The organism is Allobosea sp. BH3 (genome assembly GCF_025499465.1).
GTDB lineage: Bacteria > Pseudomonadota > Alphaproteobacteria > Rhizobiales > Beijerinckiaceae > Allobosea.
Genome location: NZ_JAIMCA010000006.1, coordinates 461,799 through 480,336, shown reverse-complemented (window position 1 = coordinate 480,336; position 18,538 = coordinate 461,799). Strand labels below are relative to the sequence as shown.

Below are 18,538 nucleotides of genomic sequence, written 5' to 3'. Positions count from 1 at the left end.
ATGCGCGACATCCCTGCCGGCCTCGCCGCCCATCTCGAAGGCGGCGCGACCACGCTCTGCCGCTGCTGGAGCCTGACGCGGCGCGATGGGCTTATCCTTGGTTTCACCGACCACGACCGGCCGCTCGCCTTCGACAGCGTGACCTATCAGGCCGTGGCCGGGCTGGAGGCGGCCGAAACCACGGCCGAACTCGGCTTCGCCATCGGCGGCGGCGATGTTGCCGGTGCTTTTGCGGCCTCCGGGCTGAACGAGGCCGATCTGGCGCGCGGCCTCTATGACGACGCCCGTGTTAGCATCTGGCTGGTCAACTGGGCTGAGGTCGAGCAACGGCTGCTGCTGGAAGAGGGTTTCGTCGGTGAGGTCAGGCGCGGCGAACTCGGCTTCACTGCCGAGGTACGCAGCTTCGCCAAGGCCTTCGACGAGGAGAGGGGGCGGCTCTATCTGCGCTCCTGCTCGGCCGATCTCGGTGATGCGCGCTGCGGCGTCGCGCTGGCCGCGGCGGCCGCGACCGTCGATGCCAGCGACGGACGGCTCGGGCTGTCGGCCACTGGGCTCGCCTCCTATCCGGACGGGCATTTCACCGGCGGGCGGCTCGTCTTCACCGGCGGCGCCAATGCTGGTTTCGCCACCGAGGTGAAGCGGCACGGTATCGAGGGCGGTGCCGCCGTGTTCCAGCTCTGGCAGGCGCCCCCCGCGGCGATCGAGCCGGGAGATGCCTTCAGCGTCACGCCGGGCTGCGACAAGAGCTTCGCGACCTGCCGGGCCAAGTTCGGCAATGGCGTCAACTTCCGCGGCTTCCCCCATATGCCGACCACGGATTTCATCATCGGCGGCGTTCGCCCTGGCGACGGCGCGCTCGATGGCGGGAGCCTGTTCCGATGAGGCGCGACGAGATCGTCGAGGCGGCGCGCGCCTGGCTCGGCACGCCCTATCATCATCAGGCCTCGCTGCGGGGCGTCGGCTGCGATTGTCTCGGTTTCGTGCGGGGTGTCTGGCGGGACCTGCTCGGCGACGAGCCCGAGCTGCCACCGCCTTACTCGCCCTATTGGGCGGAGAGCCTGCGGCAGGAGACGCTCGCCGCGGCCGCGATGCGCCATCTCATCCCGGTCCCCCGCGGCGAGGAGAGGCCGGGCGATGTGCTGCTCTTCCGCTGGCGCGAGCATCTGCCGGCCAAGCATTGCGCCATCCTCAGCGCGCCAGACCGGATCGCCCACGCTCATGACGGCGCGGCCGTCGCCGAGGTCGCCTTCACGCCCTGGTGGCGGCGCCATCTCAGCCACGCCTTTTCCTTTCCGGGAGTGACCGACTAATGGCGACGCTTCTTCTCCAGGTCGCAGGCTCGGCGTTCGGTTCGGCGCTTGGCGGGCCGATCGGTGGCGCGATCGGGCAGGCGCTCGGCGGGCTGGCCGGCGCGAGCATCGATCAGGCCTGGCTCGGCGGCTCGGGCGGCAACAAGACCGTCGAGGGGCCGCGGCTGAAGGAGGTCAACGGGCTTGCCGCCACGGAGGGCGCTGCGATCCCGCGGGTCTATGGCCGCGCCCGGCTGGGCGGCCAGCTCATCTGGGCGACGCGCTTCGAGGAGGAGGTTTCCGTCTCGATCACGCGCACCAAGAGCGGCGGCAAGGGCGGCCGCTCTCAGAAGAGCTACGAGACGACCTACAGCTACTATGCCAACCTCGCCATCGGCCTCTGCGAGGGGGAGATTTCTTTCGTCCGACGCATATGGGTCGATGGCCGCGAGCTCGATATCGCCACCGTCGGGATGCGCGTGCATCACGGCCATGAGGCGCAGGCTCCCGATCCGCTGATCGCCGCCAAGGAGGCGGGCGAGGTGCCGGCCTTTCGCGGCCTCGCCTATGTGGTGTTCGAGCGCTTTCCGCTGGCCGATTACGGTAACCGGGTGCCGCAGTTCGATTTCGAGGTGGTGCGGGCCGTCGAGGGCCTGAACGAGATGATCCGCGCCGTCTCCCTGATCCCGGGGGCCGGCGAGTTCGTCTATGATCGGCGGCCCGTCAGCCACGAGCCGGAGCCCGGCGTGAGCGAGAGCCTGACGCGCCATCAGCTCTATGGCGGCAGCGATGTCGATACCGCTGTCAGCCAGCTTCTCTCGCTCTGTCCCAATCTGCGCTCGGTTTCGCTGGTCGTCTCATGGTTCGGCGACGATCTGCGCGCCGGCTTCTGTACAGTCGCGCCGCGCGTCGAGCTTCCCTGGAAGCCGACTGTCGGTGCCGAATGGGCGGTCGCGGGGGTGGCGCGCGCCTCGGCTCGCCCCGTCAGCCAGATCGACGGCCGCCCGGCCTTCGGCGGCACCCCCTCGGACGAGAGCGTCATCGCGTTGATCCGGCGCTTGCGCTTCGATTTCGGGCTGGAGGTGGTGCTCTATCCGTTCCTGATGATGGACATCCCGGCGGACAACGTCCTGCCGGACCCATGGTCGGGCGCCGCGGGCCAGCCGCGCTATCCCTGGCGCGGCCGCGTCACCTGTGATCCTGCGCCGGGCCAGTCCGGCAGCCCGGAAGGCACGGCGACCGCCGCATCCCAGATCGCCGCTTTCGTCGGCACGGTCGCACCGGCCGACATGTCGGCTGCCGGCGATCTCATAAGTTGCGCCAAGCCCGACGAATGGTCCTATCGCCGCCTCGTCATGCATGGCGCGATGCTGGCGCAGGCGGCCGGTGGCGTCGAGGGCTTCGTGATCGGCTCGGAGCTGGTGGGACTGACGCATCTGCGCGGCACGGCGGGCTATCCGATGGCCGATCATCTCGTGGGCATCGCCGCGGATGTGAAGACGATCCTGCCCTCGGCCATCCTGACCTATGCCGCCGACTGGACCGAGTATGGCGCCGATGTTCGCGATGACGGGCAGGACATCGACTTCCCGCTGGACGCACTCTGGGCCTCGCCCGCCATCGGCGCGATCGGCATCGATTTCTATCCGCCGCTGTCGGACTGGCGCGATTCCGGCGGCCATGCCGATGAGGAACTGGCGCGTGGCCCGGCCGACCTCGCCTATCTGCGCGGCCGGCTGACCTCCGGCGAGGCCTATGACTGGTTCTATGCCGACGATGAGGGCCGCGCCGTGCAGGAGCGGCTGCCCATCGAGGACGGCGCCTATGGCAAGCCCTGGCTCTACCGCCCGAAGGATCTGTGGGGCTGGTGGAGCCATCCGCATATCCGCCGCGCGGGCGGTGTCGAGACGACGGCGACGGCTTTCGCGCCGGGCGCCAAACCGATCTGGTTGACCGAGATCGGCGTGCCGGCCGTCGACAAGGGCGCCAATGCGCCGAACGTCTTCCCCGATGTTCGTTCGGCGGAGGGCAGCTTTCCGCCGTTTTCGAGCGGGGCGCGCGACGATCTGGTGCAGGCGCGCGGGCTGGAGACGATCATCTCCGGCTTCGACCCGGCCCGCGCCGGCTTCGATCCTCTGCGCAACCCGGTCCATCCCGTCAGCGGTATCCGCATGGTCGATCCGGCCCGTATCGCCGTCTGGAACTGGGATGCGCGGCCCTTCCCTGCCTTTCCGGATCTCGGCGGCATCTGGGCCGACGGCGCCAATTTCGAGACGGGTCACTGGCTGAACGGGCGGCTCGAGGGCACGCCGGCCGATCGCCTCGTCGCAAAGCTGCTGGCCGATTTCGGTCTGCCGCCGGCGGACGGGATCAGGGTGGATGGCTTCCTCGACGGCTACGTGCTCGACCGACCGTTCTCGGCACGTCAGGCGCTTGAGCCGCTGGCCCAGACCTTCGGCTTCGATGCGATGATGAGCTCGGGCCGGCTGCGCTTCGAGGGCAGGGGCGGCAAGGTTTCGCGTCTGCTCGGCCCCGACGATCTCGTCCCGGATCGTGATGGAGAGCCCTTCACCCTGAGACGCAATCAGGAGACCGAGCTGCCGCTGGAACTGCGCCTCGGCTTCAGCGACAGCGAGAACGACTACCGCAACGCCGCCGTGCGCTCGCGCCGGCTGGCCGGAGCGGCCCGGCGCGAGGTCGTTGTCGAGACGGCTATCGTGACCCGCTTGGCCGAAGGCCAACGGCTGGCCGATCAGCGCCTGCAGGAGGCCTGGGCCGGGCGGGAGACGCTGGAATGCGAGCTCTCCCCGCATTGCCTCGATCTAGAGCCCGGAGATGTCGTTTCCATGCCGGTCGACGGCAGTGCACGGCTCTTCCGCATCACGCGCATCGCCGATGGTCCGACCCGGCAGCTCAGCGCGCGCGCCGTCGAGCCGGCGATCTATTCCGGTGCCGGCGCCAAGGGCGGAACACGTCCGCCGCGCACACCGCCCGCCTTGCCCGGGCGGCCGCTCGCGATTCCGCTCAGTCTGCCCATCGTCACCGTGCAGCCGCCGGCGCTGCTGTCGCTGGCAGCCTTCGCTGCGCCATGGCCGGGCGCGTTGGCGATCTGGAGCGCCGATGAGGCCGGCTTCTTTAGGCCGACAGGCTTCGTGGAGGCGCCCTCCATCGTCGGCGAAACGCTGACCGACCTGCCGCCCGGCCCGCTCTGGCGCACGGACCGGCGCGCCGTGCTCGAGGTCCGGTTGCGCGGCGGCGTGCTCGCCTCGGTTGCGCCGGAGGCCGCGCTGGCCGGTGCGAATGCGTTGGCTCTGATCGACGAAGCCGGCGAGATCGAGCTCGTGACGGCGTCGCAGGCTGAGCTGATCGGGCCGCAGCGCTTCCGTCTGTCCGGCTTCGTCCGCGGCCTCGGCGGCTCCGAGGCCGCGGCGTCCCGGCTCTTGCCGGCGGGCAGCCGCGTCGTCGTCCTCGACGGCGCGGCCGTGACGCTGACGCGGGAATTGTCCGATGTCGGTCGGTCGCTGCGCTATCGCATCGGCCCGGCCCGCCACGATGTCGGTGATGCGACGATGGTCGAAGCCGAGGCCGCGGTGACCGCGGCTGCGCTCCTTCCCCTGTCGCCCGTCCGGCCAGCGGCCCGTCGAAGCGAAAGCGGCATCGCATTGAGTTGGCTGCGGCGCACGCGGATCGACGGCGATTCGTGGGATCTCATGGAGGTGCCGCTCGGCGAGGAGATCGAGCGCTATGAGGTTCGCATCCTCGATGGCACCACGATTCTCCATACCGAAATCGTGAACGAACCCGCCTGGCTCTATGCCGCAACCCTGGAGCTTGCCCATTTTGGGGTAATGCAGCCAGAGATTGTGCTGTCCATCGTGCAGATCAGCGCTACCGTCGGGCCTGGTCGTGAATGGAGTGGGCGGCTGTCTGTGATCTGACCGACTCTGCCTTGTGGAAGCGGCGTTGTATTCATGGCGCATTCAGGCCGTTGGGGTTAGCCCTTTTGGTGATGCCGGTGGAACCCATCCTCGCCTTTGCTCTTCTCGCCTCGCCGCCGATGCCGATCGTGCTCGTCGACGATGCGACGCCGATCTCTTGTCTGTCGTCCGACGAGATGCGTGATGCCGTCTCCGATGGGCGGGTCATGAACCCGGCGGAAGCCTCCCGCCATGCCCGGCATGCCGCGCCGGGCGAGGTCGTCCGCATCCGGCTCTGTCGGCAGGGCGAGGATTTCGTCTATGTCGTCACCACGCTGAAGCGCGACGGCCGCGTCGCCCGGGTGACGCTGGAAGGGCAATCCGGCAAGGTTTCCACCATTCGCTGAGCACGATTCAGGTCATTGTCGAGCGACGCGGGTATCGTTTCCCCTGAAGAAGATGCGATAAGCCAACAAGCTGCGCTGCCGCTGCCAACTGGAGCGAACAAACTGTGAGACTGCTCGTCGTCGAGGACGACAAGGACCTCAACCGCCAGATCGTGACCGCGCTGGAGAATGCCGGCTACGCCGTCGACAAGGCTTTCGACGGAGAGGAAGGGCTCTATCTCGGCGAGACCGAGCCCTATGACGCCGTCATCCTCGATCTCGGTCTGCCCAAGGTCGATGGCGTCGCGGTGCTGCAGGGCTGGCGCCGCGCGGGCAAGGTCATGCCGGTGCTGATCCTGACCGCGCGCGACCGCTGGAGCGACAAGGTCGGCGGCTTCGACGCCGGCGCCGACGACTATGTCGTGAAGCCTTTCCATATCGAGGAACTGCTGGCCCGCGTCCGCGCGCTGCTGCGCCGCGCCGCCGGCCATGCGACCTCGGAACTGGTCTGCGGCCCCGTTCGCCTCGACACCCGCGCCAGCCGCGTCGTGGTCGACGGCAATCCGGTCAAGCTGACCTCGCATGAATACCGTCTGCTCTCCTATCTGATGCATCACCAGGGCAGGGTCGTCTCGCGCACGGAGCTGGTCGAGCATCTCTACGATCAGGATTTCGACCGCGATTCGAATACGATCGAGGTCTTCGTAGGCCGCCTGCGCAAGAAGCTCGGCGTCGAGATCATCGAGACCGTCCGGGGCCTCGGCTATATCGCCGCGGCGCCGGAAAAGGTCTAAATTCGGGGCATGCCCTTCAAGTCGCACCGTTATTCGCTGGGAGCGCGCCTTTTCCTCTCGGCCGCCTTCTGCTGCGTGCTGATCCTGGTGCTCGCCGGTGTCGGTCTCACCACCTTCTACCGCCGCTCGGCCGAGCGCGGCTTCGACGAGCGGTTGTCCGTCTACATCAAGCAACTCGTCGCGGACCTCGCCGCCCCGCCCGAGACGGAGCGTCAGACGGTGGGCGATCTCGGCGAGCCGCGCTTCGATCTGCCGCTGACCGGCTGGTACTGGCAGATCATCCGCCTCGACGGTGAGCGGCCGAATGTGCGCTCGTCGCGCTCGCTGGTGGGCGGCCAGCTTCCGAAACTGGTCGACCAGGACATCGCGCCGAACAGCCGCGGCCTGCGCGAAAGCTACGTCTCGGGGCCGGATGACCGCCTGTTGCGCATCCTGGAGCGCGAAATCGATGTCGGCGAGGACGGACGCTTCACCGTCGCGGTCGCCGCGCCGGCTGACGAGATCGAGGGCGACATCCAGGATTTCCGCTTCGCGCTGGCGATGACCTTTCTGCTGCTCGCGCTCGCGCTCGTCGCCTCGACGCTCGTGCAGGTGCGCTTCGGCCTGCGCCCGCTGGTCAGGCTGCGCAGGGCGGTCGGAGCTGTGCGCACCGGCGAGAGCCCGCGCATCGCCGGCCAATATCCGCCGGACCTCGCGCCGCTGGCGAGCGAGCTCAACCAGCTCATCGACGCCAATCACGAGATCCTCGACCGCGCCCGCACGCAGGTCGGAAACCTCGCCCATGCGCTGAAGACGCCGCTCAGCGTGATGATGAACGAGACCGGCACGGGCAAGGGCCAACTGCCGCAGACCGTGCGGACCCAGACGGCGATCATGCGCGATCAGGTCCAGTATTATCTCGACCGGGCGCGGGCGGCGGCGCTTTCCGGCGCGCTTGGCGGCGTCACCGAGGTCAACCCCTCGCTCGATGCGCTGCTGCGAACCTTCACTAAGATATCGCAGGGCCGCGGCATTGCCGGCTCCCATGACGTCCCGGCGCATTTGCGCTTCCGTGGCGAGAAGCAGGATCTCGAGGAGATGCTGGGCAATCTGCTGGACAACGCCTTCAAATGGGCGGCCTCCAGTGTTCGGGTGACGCTGGACGAGGAGGGCGGCGCTTCCGAGCGGATGGAGCTGCTGATCGACGATGACGGCCCCGGCCTGCCCGAGGAGGCGATGGCGGAGGTGGTGAAGCGCGGACGGCGACTAGACGAAGCGACGCCGGGCTCCGGCCTCGGCCTCTCCATTGTCGTCGATCTCGCCAAGCTCTATGGCGGTGGCCTGAGCCTGCAGCGCTCGCCGCTCGGCGGCCTGCGGGCACGGCTCGTCCTGCCCTCGATCTAGATCTGCCGCAGGTTCGACTTGGATCAAAGAAGAACGCGTGACCCTTTGTCACCATGAACCTGACGGGCTGATTGGTTAAGTAGGCCGCATGATGCTCTGGGCGATCCTTGCAGCGATGACGGGAGCGGCGATCTTCGCCTTGCTCTGGCCGTTGAGTCATGGCCGGACGCAGGGCTTCGCCGATGTGGCCGATGCCCGCAGCCTCTATCGCGCCCAGCTCAAGGAGATCGACCGCGATCTCGCCCGCAACCTGATCGGCGCGAGCGAGGCGGAAGCCGCCCGTGCCGAGGCCGCCCGCCGCCTGCTGCGCGCCGCGAGCGACGAGGCGAGCCCGGCCGGCGAGACCGAACCTTCGCTTCGCCGCCGCCGCGCCAGCTCCGCCCTCATGCTTTCGGTCGTGCCGCTGCTGGCCCTGCTGGTCTATGGGCTCTACGGCTCGCCCAATCTGCCGGACCAGCCTCTGACGGAGCGTCTGGCGAAGGCGGGCCCGCAGCAGGACTTTGCCGTCGTGCTCGCTCGCATGGAGGCCCATCTCGCCGCAAACCCGGCCGATGCAAGGGGCTGGTCGTTGCTGGCGCCGATCTATCTGCGCCAGGGTCGCTTTGATGAGGCCGCCAAGGCCTTTGCCGCGGCCGCGCGCCATAGCAAGCCGGACACCGATCTTCTCGCCGGGCTCGGTGAGGCGCGTATCCTCGAAGCGGGCGGCGTCGTGACCGCTGATGCGCGCGAGGCGCTGGCGGAGGCCGTGAAGCTCGATCCGAAGAATGCGCGGGCACGATACTACCTTGCCATGGCGAAGGAGCAGGACGGTGACGGCGACGGAGCCCTCTCGGCCTTGCAGCAACTCCTTGCCGATGCGTCGCCTGACGCCGAATGGGCAGGCGCCGTGCGCGCACGCATCGAGAAGATGCAGGGCGATGCCGGACGCAGGGCCGTCGCTGCGCTGCCCGAAGGCGAGCGTCAGCAGGCGATCAAGGGCATGGTGGATGGACTGGCCGCGCGTCTCGCCGAAGGTGGTGGCACGGTGATGGAATGGAGCCGCTTGATCCGCGCCCGCTCCGTTCTCGGCGAGAAGGCCGCCGCGCTTCAGGCGGTGAAGACGGCGCGGGAAAGGCTGGCGCAGGATGCGGCGGCGCTTGCCGCCATCGACGCCTTGGCCGATGAATTGGCGTTGAAGGAGACACCATGAGCGTCGCCCAGCCGGTGCGGCCCGTGCCCGCCAACCCCTTGCCGACCAAACGCCGCATGACGCGCAAGCAGCGCCGGCTCGGCCTGATTGCGGCCGCTGGCGCCGTGCTGTGCTTCGCGGCGGGCCTCGTGCTCTTCGCCATGCGGGATTCGATCGTGTTCTTCTATGGTCCCACCGAGATCGCCGAGAAGGGCGTAGCGCCCGGTACGCGCATGCGCCTCGGCGGGCTGGTCGAGGCAGGCTCGGTCCAACGCGGCCCTGACCAGCGCATCGGCTTCACGGTCACCGACGGCAACAACGCGATCAAGGTCAGCTACAAGGGGCTCCTGCCGGATCTCTTCCGGGAAGGGCAGGGCGTCGTCACCGAGGGTGTCTTCGAGGGAGCTGGGAGCTTCCGGGCGGATTCAGTGCTGGCGAAGCATGACGAGACCTATATGCCGCGCGAAGTGGCCGATGCCCTGAAGAAGCAGGGGCACTGGCAGCCCGGCGGTGCCGACGCGCCGGCCCCGGCAAAACCATGAGCCACGCATGATCGTCGAGATTGGACATTATGCGCTGGCGCTCGCGTTCGGCGTCTCGATCATCCAGGCGCTAGTGCCGTTCTGGGGCCTCGTCCGGCAGGACCGGGCGCTCGCCTCGGTCGGCAGCAGCGCGGCGCTGATCGCCTTCGCGCTCGTCGCGCTCTCCTTCGCGGCGCTGGTGACGGCTTACGTCCGCTCGGATTTCTCGGTCGGCAACGTCGTCGCCAACTCCCATTCCGCGCAGCCGCTGATCTACAAGCTCACCTCGGTCTGGGGCAACCACGAAGGCTCGATGCTGCTGTGGGTGCTGATCCTGACGCTTTTCGGCGCGCTGGTGGCAATCTCGCACAACTCGCTGCCGCCGCGTCTGCGGGCTGGCGCGCTCGCCGCTCAGGGACTGGTGGCGGTCGCTTTCCTCGCCTTCACCCTGTTCACCTCGAACCCTTTCGAGCGTCTCTCCCCGGCGCCGGCCGAGGGGCAGGACCTCAACCCGATCCTGCAGGACCTCGGCCTCGCGATCCATCCGCCGCTTCTTTATATCGGCTATGTCGGCTTCTCGATCACCTATGCCTTCGCCGTCGCGGCGCTGATCGACGGGCGCATCGACGCGATGTGGGCGCGTGCCGTCCGGCCCTGGACCCTGCTGGCCTGGACCTTCCTGACGCTCGGCATCGCGATGGGCTCCTACTGGGCCTATTACGAGCTCGGCTGGGGCGGCTGGTGGTTCTGGGATCCGGTCGAGAACGCCTCCTTCATGCCCTGGATCGCCGGCACCGCGCTGATCCACTCCACGGTCGTGATGGAGAAGCGCGACGCGCTCAAGGTCTGGACGATCCTGCTTGCGATCCTGACCTTCTCGCTCTCGCTGCTCGGCACCTTCATCGTCCGCTCCGGCGTGCTGACCTCGGTGCATTCCTTCGCCAGCGACCCCGCGCGTGGCGTCTTCATCCTGCTGATCCTGGTCTTCTTCGTCGGCGGCTCGCTCGCGCTCTTCGCCTGGCGGGCGCCGCTGCTCAGGCAGGGCGGGCTCTTCGCGCCGGTCTCGCGGGAGAGCGCGCTCGTCGTCAACAACATCTTCCTGGCGACGGCCTGCGCGACCGTCTTCATCGGCACGCTCTACCCGCTGGTGCTGGAGATGCTGACCGGCGCCAAGATTTCGGTCGGTGCGCCGTTCTACAACGCCACCTTCATACCCGTGATGGTGCCGCTGCTGCTCATCCTGCCGCTCGGCCAGTCGCTCGCCTGGAAGCGTGGCGATCTGCTCGGCGCCGCCCAACGCAATGCCATGGCCTTCGGTCTCGCGGTTCTGGCGGCGCTGGCCCTGATCGCCTTCACGAAAGGAGGGCCGGTCCTGGCCCCACTGGGCATCGGGCTCGGCCTCTTCCTGGTTCTGGCCGCGGGCTTCGATCTGGCCGAGCGTATCGTCCCGCGCGCAAGCGGCTGGCGCGCGGCGCTGTCGCGGGCGAAGGGGCTGCCGCGCTCCGCCTGGGGCGCAGCGCTGGCCCATGCCGGCATCGGCCTCAGCATCATCGGCATCGCCGCCCAGGCCTGGAGCACAGAGGCCATCGCGGTCCTCAAGCCCGGCGAGCGCCTGGCCAGCGGGCGCTATACCATCGTGCTCGAATCCGTGACGCCGCGCACCGGCCCGAATTTCCGGGCCGAGGTCGCCCGCTTCCAGCTCTTCTCCGGAGGCCGCGAACTGGCGCCGCTCGAGGGATCCAAGCGGATCTACACCGCTCGCAACATGCCCACGACCGAGGCCGGCATCCGCACGGACGGCTTGAGCCAGGCCTATGTCAGCCTCGGCGAGGCGCAGGACGGCGGCGTTGCGGTTCGCCTCTACGACAAGCCGCTCATCCTGTTGATCTGGATCGGTTCGATCGTCATGGCTGCCGGCGGGGTGCTCTCGCTGTCGGACAGGCGCTTCCGCTTGGCGGTGCCGAAGCGCGCCGCGCCGGCCACGGCCGCCGCCCAGCCGGCGGAGTAGGGGCGATGCGGCGGCTTTTCCTCGCATTCGGTGTCCTGCTGCTTGCGCTGACTGGCGCGCGGGCCGTCCAGCCTGACGAGGTGCTGCCGAACACGGCGCTCGAGCAGCGGGCGCGCGCGATTTCCGCCGAGCTGCGCTGCCTCGTCTGCCAGAACCAGTCGATCGACGATTCCGATGCGCCACTGGCGCGGGACCTGCGCATCCTCGTGCGCGAGCGGATCGTCGCGGGCGACAACGACAAGGCGGTGGTCGACTTCGTCGTCGCCCGCTATGGCGATTTCGTCCTGCTGCGCCCGCCCTTCAATGCGCAGACGCTGCTGCTCTGGGCGGCGCCCTTCCTCGTGCTCGTCGCCGCAGCGGGCTTTGTCTGGCGTCGGAGCAGGCGCGGGGCTGCGATGGAGCCCGTAGCCGCACCGCCTCTGACGGAAGAGGAACGCAGCCGCATCGAGAAGCTGATGCGGGACGAGCAGGCCTGAGCCGCGTCTCAGGCGGTATCAACCTTACGAAACCGTCATGTTCAGGCCAAAGCCGCGTAAGGCGGCGGGCTTCATGGTGCATCTCACGAGCAGGGGGAGACCCTGTCTCTCCACGAGGTTCCATCATGACGACACAGAACGACACCCGTCACTCCATCCTGAAGCGCGGCGCCCTTCTCGCCGGCACTGCCATTCTCGGCATCGGTCTCGCCGCCGGCATCGCCGACAGCGCGCTGATGCAGAACCACAACGCCTTCGCCCAGCCGATCCAGCTTTCCGGAACGCAGGCGGCGGTGCCCTCCTTCGCCGACCTCGTCGAGAAGGCGAAGCCGGCCGTCGTCTCGGTCCGGGTCAAAACCCAGGCCGCCAACGCCAGCGACGAGCGCAACCTCGACGACCTGCCGCCCGAACTGCGCCGCTTCTTCCGCGAGTTCGGTGAGAACGCCCGCCCGGAGCGTCCGCAGCCGAAGCAGCAGCCGCGCCAGGGCATGGCCCAGGGTTCCGGCTTCTTCGTCAGCCAGGACGGCTATGTGGTGACCAACAACCACGTGGTCGAGAACGCGGTCGAGGTCGAACTCGTCACCGACTCCGGCAAGACGCTGGCGGCCAAGGTGGTCGGCACCGACCCGCGCACCGATCTCGCCCTGCTGAAGGTCAAGGATGCCGGCGACTTCCCGTTCGTGAAGCTCGCCGAGGGCAAGGCTCGCATCGGTGACTGGGTGCTGGCGATCGGCAACCCCTTCGGCCTCGGCGGCACGGTCACGGCGGGCATCGTCTCGGCGCAGGGTCGCGACATCGGCTCCGGCCCCTATGACGATTTCATCCAGATCGACGCGCCGATCAACCGCGGCAACTCGGGCGGCCCGACCTTCAACCAGAGCGGCGAAGTCGTCGGCGTCAACACCGCGATCTACTCGCCGTCCGGCGGCAATGTCGGCATCGCCTTCGCGATTCCCGCCTCGACCGTCAAGCAGGTCGTCGACCAGCTGAAGAAGGACGGCAAGGTGGCGCGCGGCTTCATCGGCGTGCAGATCCAGCCGGTCACCGGCGAGATGGCAGAGGCCATCGGCCTGAAGGAAGCCAAGGGTGCGCTCGTCGCCGAGGCTCAGGGCGACGGTCCGGCCGCCAAGGCGGGCATCCGCCGCGGCGACACGATCACCGCCGTCAACGGCGACGCGATCAAGGACGCCCGCGAGCTCTCGCGCAAGATCGCGAGCTTCGCGCCGGGTGCCAAGACCACGATCACCGTCTTCCGCGAGGGCAAGTCGCGTGAGGTGACCTTCGAGGTCGGCCGCCAGCCGGCGGCCTGATGAGGCAGGGGCGGGTCCTTTAGGTTTTCGTCGCCCCAGCCAAAGGATCTTGCCGACGCGGCGGCAGGCCGGATGCGTATCCTCCGGCCTGCCGTTTTCTTTTTTGATGAGCTAGGCTTCCGCCCATGCGACTCCTGATCGTTGAAGATGATGCCGAGGCTGCGGCCTACCTGACCAAGGCCTTCCGGGAGGTCGGCCATGTCGCCGACCATGCCGCCGACGGGCTCGAGGGCTATGCCATGGCCGAGGGCGGCGGCTACGACGTGCTGGTCGTGGACCGCATGCTGCCGCGGCTCGATGGCCTCTCCCTGATCCGCTCGCTGCGCGAGCAGAGGGACGACACGCCGGCCCTGATCCTCTCGGCGCTGGCGCAGGTCGACGACCGGGTGAAGGGCCTGCGCGCCGGCGGCGACGATTATCTCCCCAAGCCCTATGCCTTCTCCGAGCTGCTCGCCCGCGTCGAGGTGTTGTCGCGCCGCCGTGCCGCCCCGGCCTCCGAGCCCACGGTGTATCGCGTCGGCGAGCTGGTGCTGGATCGGCTGGCCCATCGCGTCACCCGCGAGGGGCAGGAGATCGCGCTGCAGCCGCGCGAATTCCGCCTGCTCGAATATCTCATGAAGCACGCCGGCCAGGTCGTGACCCGTACTATGCTGCTCGAGAACGTCTGGGATTATCACTTCGATCCGCAGACCAACGTCATCGACGTGCATGTCAGCCGCCTGCGCTCCAAGGTCGACAAGGGCTTCGAGCACGCGATGATCCACACCATCCGCGGCGCGGGGTACATGGTGCGCGATGGCGCCCGCTGACGCCCCGCGCGCGAGGCCGAGATTTCTGCCTACGCTGTTCCGGACGACGGCCTTCAAGCTGGCGGCGGCCTATCTCGTCATCTTCGCGATCTTCGCCGCGCTCGTGCTCGGCTATGTCTCCTGGAACGCCCAGCGCCTGCTGACAGACCAGATCCGCTCGACCATCGATGCCGAGATCCAGGGGCTGGCCGAGCAGCAGCGGCTGGGCGGCATCCGGCGGCTGGTCGGCATCATCGAGCGCCGCTCGCGGGCGCCGGGCGCCTCGCTCTACCTCGTGACCACACCCGTCGGCGAGCGCATTGCCGGCAATGTCGAGGCGTTGCCGCCCGGAACGCTCGACAGGACCGGCGAGAGCGAAATCGAATATGCCCGTTCCAGCGAGACGCTGGATACGCCGAGCCGGGCGATCGTGCGCGTCTTCGCACTACCGGCGGGCTTCCGCCTGCTCGTCGGCCGCGATCTCGAGGAGCGCGAACGGCTACGCATCGTCATCCGTCGTGCAGCGGGTTGGTCGCTGGCGCTGGTCTTCATCCTCGGCTGCTTCGCCAGCTGGTTCGTGGCGCGGCGCGTGCTCAAGCGAATCGACGGCATGAGCGAGACCGCTGCCGGCATCATGGAAGGCGATCTCAAGGGCCGCCTCGCCGTGACAGGCACGGGCGATGAGCTCGACCGGCTGGCGCTCAATCTCAATGCGATGCTCGATCGTATCGGCGAGCTGATGGCCGGCATGCAGCAGGTCACGGACAACATCGCCCACGACCTCAAGACGCCGCTGACCCGCCTGCGCAACAAGGCCGAGGAGGCTCTGCGCAGCGCCAGGACGCCTGACGAACTGCGCGCCGCCCTCGACGGGTCCATCGAGGAGGCGGACAACCTGATCCGCGTCTTCAACGCGCTCTTGATGATCGCGCGGCTGGAGGCCGGCCGCGTCAGCGACAACATGGCCGAGCTCGACCTTTCCGAGATCGTCTCCGGCCTCGCGGAGCTCTATGAGCCACTGGCCGAGGAAGCGGGCCTCTCGCTCACCTCGGACGTCGCGCCGGGCCTGCAGGTCCGCGGCAATCGCGAGCTGATCGGGCAGGCGCTGAACAACCTGATCGACAACGCTCTGAAATACGGAGCGCCGGAGCAGGGCGGTGACGGCACCGTGACGGTCGCGGCCCGGCAGGCCGGCGGCGAGGTCGAGCTGTCCATCGCCGATCATGGCCCCGGCATTCCCGAGGCCGATCGCGGCCGCGTGCTCGACCGCTTCGTCCGGCTCGACGCCAGCCGCAGCAAGCCGGGCTTCGGGCTCGGCCTCTCGCTCGCCGCCGGCGTCGTGCGCCTGCATGGTGGCCAACTGCGGCTTGAGGACAACGCGCCCGGCCTGCGCGTCGTCATCGCACTCCCCGCCGAACCCAAGCCTGTGGAAACGCAGGCGCCTTCCGAGCCTGCCGCCTCGACAGAGACATCAAACCCTGCTGGCCTGCCCACCCTCTGAGGGGAGTGGCGTGTCATGGCGGAACGGCTTTGCGACAGGGTGCATGCGGCGCCGGCTCTGCCCGCACGTGCCAAGGCCGAGGCGCTGCTGACGCGGGAGCTGATCGAGCGGCTGCGTGACGAGGGCGAGGCCGGGCGGCTCAAGAAGCATTTCGCGGAGAATCTGCAGAGTGCGGCGCTGGTCGCCGGCGTGCTGGCGCATTCGCCCTTCCTCACCCAGATCATGCGCTTCGATCCGGAGGGGCTGCTCGCCTGCCTGACAGAGCCGCCCGAGGCGCGCCGCGACGCGCTGCTTGAACGGATCGCGGCCTTCGGAGCCTCCGGCTGCGAGACCTCAGACCTGATGCGCGAGCTGCGCCGCTTCCGCCGGGCCATGGCGCTGCTCATCGCGCTCGCCGATATCGGCGGCGTCTGGGATGTCGAGACGGTCACCGCGGCACTGACGGCCACGGCCGACATGGCCGTTCGTCTCGCAACCGACCATGTGCTCCGGCAAGCCGCCGGTCTCGGCAAGATCGAGCTGAAGGACCCGGCCGACCCCGGCCCGGGCTCCGGCCTCGTCGTGCTGGCGCTCGGCAAGCATGGCGCGGGCGAGCTGAACTACTCGTCGGACATCGACATCGTCGTCTTCTTCGATCCCGAGGCCGCGGAGGCGGCCGGCGTCGGCGAGCCTTCGAGCTTCTTCGTCAGGATCACCCAGCAGATCGCCCGCATCATCCAGGAGCGCACGCCGGACGGCTATGTCTTCCGCGTCGACCTGCGCCTGCGGCCGGACCCCGCCTCGACCCATGTCGCGGTCTCCCTGCCGAGCGCCTATTCCTATTACGAGACGGTCGGCCAGAACTGGGAACGCGCGGCCATGATCAAGGCGCGGCCCATCGCGGGCGACACCGCGCTCGGCCAGCGCTTCATCAAGGACCTTTCGCCCTTCATCTGGCGCAAATATTTCGACTTCGCCACCATCGCCGACATCCATGCGATGAAGCGCCAGATCCAGACGGTGAAGGGCCACGAGACCATCGCGGTCGCCGGCCACAACGTGAAGCTCGGCCGGGGCGGCATCCGCGAGATCGAGTTCTTCGTCCAGACGCAGCAACTCGTCTTCGGCGGCAGGCGGCCTGCTTTGCGCGGCTCGCGCACGCTCGACATGCTGAAGGAGCTGACGAACGAGGGCTGGATCACGCCGCAGGCGCGCGACGAGCTTTCGGAGTCCTATCGCTGGCTGCGCACCATCGAGCATCGTCTGCAGATGCGCGATGACGAGCAAACCCAGACCCTGCCCAAGCCCGCGGGCGATCTCGAAGCCTTCTCCCGCTTCTGCGGCTATGCGAACACGGCGGCCTTCGGCAAGGCGTTGACGGCCCATGCCAAGCGCGTCGAGGGCCATTACGCCCTGCTCTTCGAGGAAGGGCCAAGCCTCGCCGCGGAAGCCGGCACGTTGAGCTTCACCGGTTCCGAGCCCGACCCCGAGACGCTGGAGACGCTGGGCAAGCTCGGCTTCCGTGACGCGGCGACCGCCGCAGAAACAGTGCGCGGCTGGCATTTCGGCCGCCGCGCCGCCGTCACCAGCGCCCGCGCCCGCGAGGTGCTGACGGAGCTGACACCGGCGCTGCTCGTCGCGCTCGGCCGCACGGCCGATCCCGACGGCGCGCTTGCCCATCTCGACAATGCCTTCGTCAGGATGCCGGCGGCGGTCGAGCTGCTGACCCTGCTGCGCTCGCATGATTCCCTGCTGACGCTCTTCGCCGATATTCTCGGCAGCGCCCCGCGCCTGGCCAAGGTCGCGGCGCTGCATCCGCATGTGCTCGACGGCGTCATCGATCCGGCCTTCGGCCAGGCGACGCTCGATGTCGACGCGCTGGAGCGGCGCATCGGGAATTTCGTCGGTTCTCCACCGCCCAGCGTCGAGGACGGGCTCGATCGGCTGCGCGATGCCGCCCGACAGGAGAATTTCCTGGTCGGCGCGCGGCTGCTCTCCGGCGTCTACCCGGCGCAGGGGGCAGGGCAGGCCTATTGCGCGGTGGCCGAGGCCTGCCTGCGCGTCGCCTTCGCCAACACCCGCGCGGCCTTCGTCGAGGATCACGGCGTCATTGCCGGCGCCGAGACGGTTGTCCTCGGGCTGGGCCGGCTCGGAGCGGGCGAGCTGACGCCCTCGTCCGATCTCGATCTTATCATGCTCTATGACCGGCCGGAGGATGCCGGCCCGAGCGATGGCGCCAAGAGCCTCGACCCCGTTACCTGGCATATCCGCTTCACTCAGCGGCTCGTCGCGGCGCTGACGGTGCCGACGCGGCGCGGCACGCTCTATCAGGTCGACATGCGGCTGCGCCCCACCGGCAACAAGAGCCCGGCGGCGACGCAATTCGCCGGCTTCGAGGCCTATCACGACGGCGAGGCCGAGATCTGGGAGGAGATGGCGCTGACCCGCGCCCGCGTCGTCGCCGGCGATGCCGGGCTGGCAAAACGGGCCGAAGCCGCCATCCGCGGCATCCTTTCGCGCAAGCGTGACCCGGCCAGGGTCGCGGCGGCGGTCTCCGAGATGCGGGGACTGATCGCGAAGGAGAAGGGCGAGAAGGACCCGTGGGACCTGAAGCTTGCAGCCGGCGGCATCACCGATCTCGATTTCCTCGCCCAGTTCCTGCTGCTCGCCTATGCGAACGGGCACCCGAGCCTGATCGTCAACGATACGGCCTCGGTCTTCGCGGCGGCGCGGGCGGCGGGGCTTCTGTCGGACGGCGACGCCTCGGCGCTGGGCGAGGCGCATCGGCTGATCGGCGATGTCCAGCTCTGGCAGCGCTTCACGGTCGAGGAGGCTTTCGACCCCAAGGCCGTTCCGCCCCGCGTGCTGCGCCGGATCGCGACGGCAGTCGGCCGGCCGGACGCCAAGGTGCTGAAGGCCGAGCTGGATGAGGTCCGCGCCGGGGTGAGGGCGATCTTTACGCGCGTGCTGGGCGAAGCCCGGAAGTCCAATTAGGCGTCATTTTCGGGCTTGACCCGA

General features: G+C 68.7%; 13 protein-coding genes and 1 pseudogene. All 14 read left to right on the top strand.

Annotation, left to right across the window (positions count from 1 at the left end; genetic code table 11):
- The 14 genes and pseudogenes from BoBH3_RS21915 to BoBH3_RS21850 all read left to right on the top strand — a co-directional run bounded on the left by BoBH3_RS21915 (window position 1) and on the right by BoBH3_RS21850 (window position 18,514).
- Window positions 1-882, top strand: coding sequence for a DUF2163 domain-containing protein (locus tag BoBH3_RS21915; RefSeq protein ID WP_262332978.1), 882 nt, complete (start codon window positions 1-3; stop codon window positions 880-882).
- Window positions 879-1,310: a C40 family peptidase gene (locus tag BoBH3_RS21910; protein WP_262332977.1), complete on the top strand. Its 432-nt coding sequence runs from the start codon at window positions 879-881 to the stop codon at window positions 1,308-1,310. Before BoBH3_RS21915 ends, BoBH3_RS21910 begins: the two co-directional genes overlap by 4 nt.
- A complete protein-coding gene (locus BoBH3_RS21905) occupies window positions 1,310-5,227 on the top strand; it encodes a baseplate multidomain protein megatron (protein WP_262332976.1) in 3,918 nt (1,305 codons plus the stop codon). The genes BoBH3_RS21910 and BoBH3_RS21905 overlap by 1 nt, the downstream gene beginning before the upstream one ends.
- Window positions 5,228-5,304: 77 nt before the next feature.
- Window positions 5,305-5,613, top strand: a complete 309-nt coding sequence (locus tag BoBH3_RS21900) for a PepSY domain-containing protein (protein ID WP_262332975.1) — start codon at window positions 5,305-5,307, stop codon at window positions 5,611-5,613.
- 104 nt (window positions 5,614-5,717) lie between these two features.
- Entirely contained in the window at window positions 5,718-6,386 is a 669-nt protein-coding gene (locus BoBH3_RS21895) for a response regulator transcription factor (protein ID WP_262332974.1), read from the top strand.
- A 9-nt stretch (window positions 6,387-6,395) separates the two neighbouring features.
- Window positions 6,396-7,769 carry a sensor histidine kinase gene (locus BoBH3_RS21890; RefSeq protein WP_262332973.1) on the top strand — a complete coding sequence of 458 codons (1,374 nt, stop codon included), beginning with the start codon at window positions 6,396-6,398 and terminating at the stop codon, window positions 7,767-7,769.
- 88 nt (window positions 7,770-7,857) lie between these two features.
- Window positions 7,858-8,958, top strand: a complete 1,101-nt coding sequence (gene ccmI, locus BoBH3_RS21885; RefSeq protein ID WP_262332972.1) for a c-type cytochrome biogenesis protein CcmI — start codon at window positions 7,858-7,860, stop codon at window positions 8,956-8,958.
- A 56-nt stretch (window positions 8,959-9,014) separates the two neighbouring features.
- Window positions 9,015-9,479 (top strand): cytochrome c maturation protein CcmE, encoded by a 465-nt coding sequence (gene ccmE / locus BoBH3_RS21880; RefSeq protein WP_262333074.1) that lies wholly within the window; start codon window positions 9,015-9,017, stop codon window positions 9,477-9,479.
- Window positions 9,480-9,486: 7 nt separating this feature from the next.
- Complete coding sequence (locus BoBH3_RS21875; protein WP_262332971.1) at window positions 9,487-11,466, top strand: heme lyase CcmF/NrfE family subunit; 1,980 nt, start codon at window positions 9,487-9,489, stop codon at window positions 11,464-11,466.
- 5 nt (window positions 11,467-11,471) lie between these two features.
- Window positions 11,472-11,942, top strand: coding sequence for a cytochrome c-type biogenesis protein (locus tag BoBH3_RS21870; RefSeq protein ID WP_262332970.1), 471 nt, complete (start codon window positions 11,472-11,474; stop codon window positions 11,940-11,942).
- A 125-nt stretch (window positions 11,943-12,067) separates the two neighbouring features.
- A pseudogene (locus BoBH3_RS21865) lies at window positions 12,068-13,243 on the top strand (Do family serine endopeptidase); the annotation flags it as partial.
- Window positions 13,244-13,377: 134 nt separating this feature from the next.
- Entirely contained in the window at window positions 13,378-14,061 is a 684-nt protein-coding gene (locus BoBH3_RS21860; protein WP_262332969.1) for a response regulator transcription factor, read from the top strand.
- Window positions 14,048-15,541 carry a sensor histidine kinase gene (locus tag BoBH3_RS21855; RefSeq protein WP_262332968.1) on the top strand — a complete coding sequence of 498 codons (1,494 nt, stop codon included), beginning with the start codon at window positions 14,048-14,050 and terminating at the stop codon, window positions 15,539-15,541. Before BoBH3_RS21860 ends, BoBH3_RS21855 begins: the two co-directional genes overlap by 14 nt.
- A gap of 15 nt (window positions 15,542-15,556) precedes the next feature.
- Window positions 15,557-18,514 carry a bifunctional [glutamine synthetase] adenylyltransferase/[glutamine synthetase]-adenylyl-L-tyrosine phosphorylase gene (locus BoBH3_RS21850; protein WP_262332967.1) on the top strand — a complete coding sequence of 986 codons (2,958 nt, stop codon included), beginning with the start codon at window positions 15,557-15,559 and terminating at the stop codon, window positions 18,512-18,514.
- Window positions 18,515-18,538 lie beyond the last annotated feature (24 nt).

Excerpts from the sequence above, each read along its gene's own strand:
- BoBH3_RS21860 (WP_262332969.1), top strand. The coding sequence starts at position 13,378 with ATGCGACTCCTGATCGTTGAAGATGATGCCGAGGCTGCGGCCTACCTG.
- BoBH3_RS21910 (WP_262332977.1), top strand. The coding sequence starts at position 879 with ATGAGGCGCGACGAGATCGTCGAGGCGGCGCGCGCCTGGCTCGGCACG.
- BoBH3_RS21905 (WP_262332976.1), top strand. The coding sequence starts at position 1,310 with ATGGCGACGCTTCTTCTCCAGGTCGCAGGCTCGGCGTTCGGTTCGGCG.
- BoBH3_RS21855 (WP_262332968.1), top strand. The coding sequence starts at position 14,048 with ATGGCGCCCGCTGACGCCCCGCGCGCGAGGCCGAGATTTCTGCCTACG.
- BoBH3_RS21870 (WP_262332970.1), top strand. The coding sequence starts at position 11,472 with ATGCGGCGGCTTTTCCTCGCATTCGGTGTCCTGCTGCTTGCGCTGACT.
- BoBH3_RS21890 (WP_262332973.1), top strand. The coding sequence starts at position 6,396 with ATGCCCTTCAAGTCGCACCGTTATTCGCTGGGAGCGCGCCTTTTCCTC.
- ccmI (WP_262332972.1), top strand. The coding sequence starts at position 7,858 with ATGATGCTCTGGGCGATCCTTGCAGCGATGACGGGAGCGGCGATCTTC.
- BoBH3_RS21875 (WP_262332971.1), top strand. The coding sequence starts at position 9,487 with ATGATCGTCGAGATTGGACATTATGCGCTGGCGCTCGCGTTCGGCGTC.
- BoBH3_RS21850 (WP_262332967.1), top strand. The coding sequence starts at position 15,557 with ATGGCGGAACGGCTTTGCGACAGGGTGCATGCGGCGCCGGCTCTGCCC.
- ccmE (WP_262333074.1), top strand. The coding sequence starts at position 9,015 with ATGACGCGCAAGCAGCGCCGGCTCGGCCTGATTGCGGCCGCTGGCGCC.
- BoBH3_RS21915 (WP_262332978.1), top strand. The coding sequence starts at position 1 with ATGCGCGACATCCCTGCCGGCCTCGCCGCCCATCTCGAAGGCGGCGCG.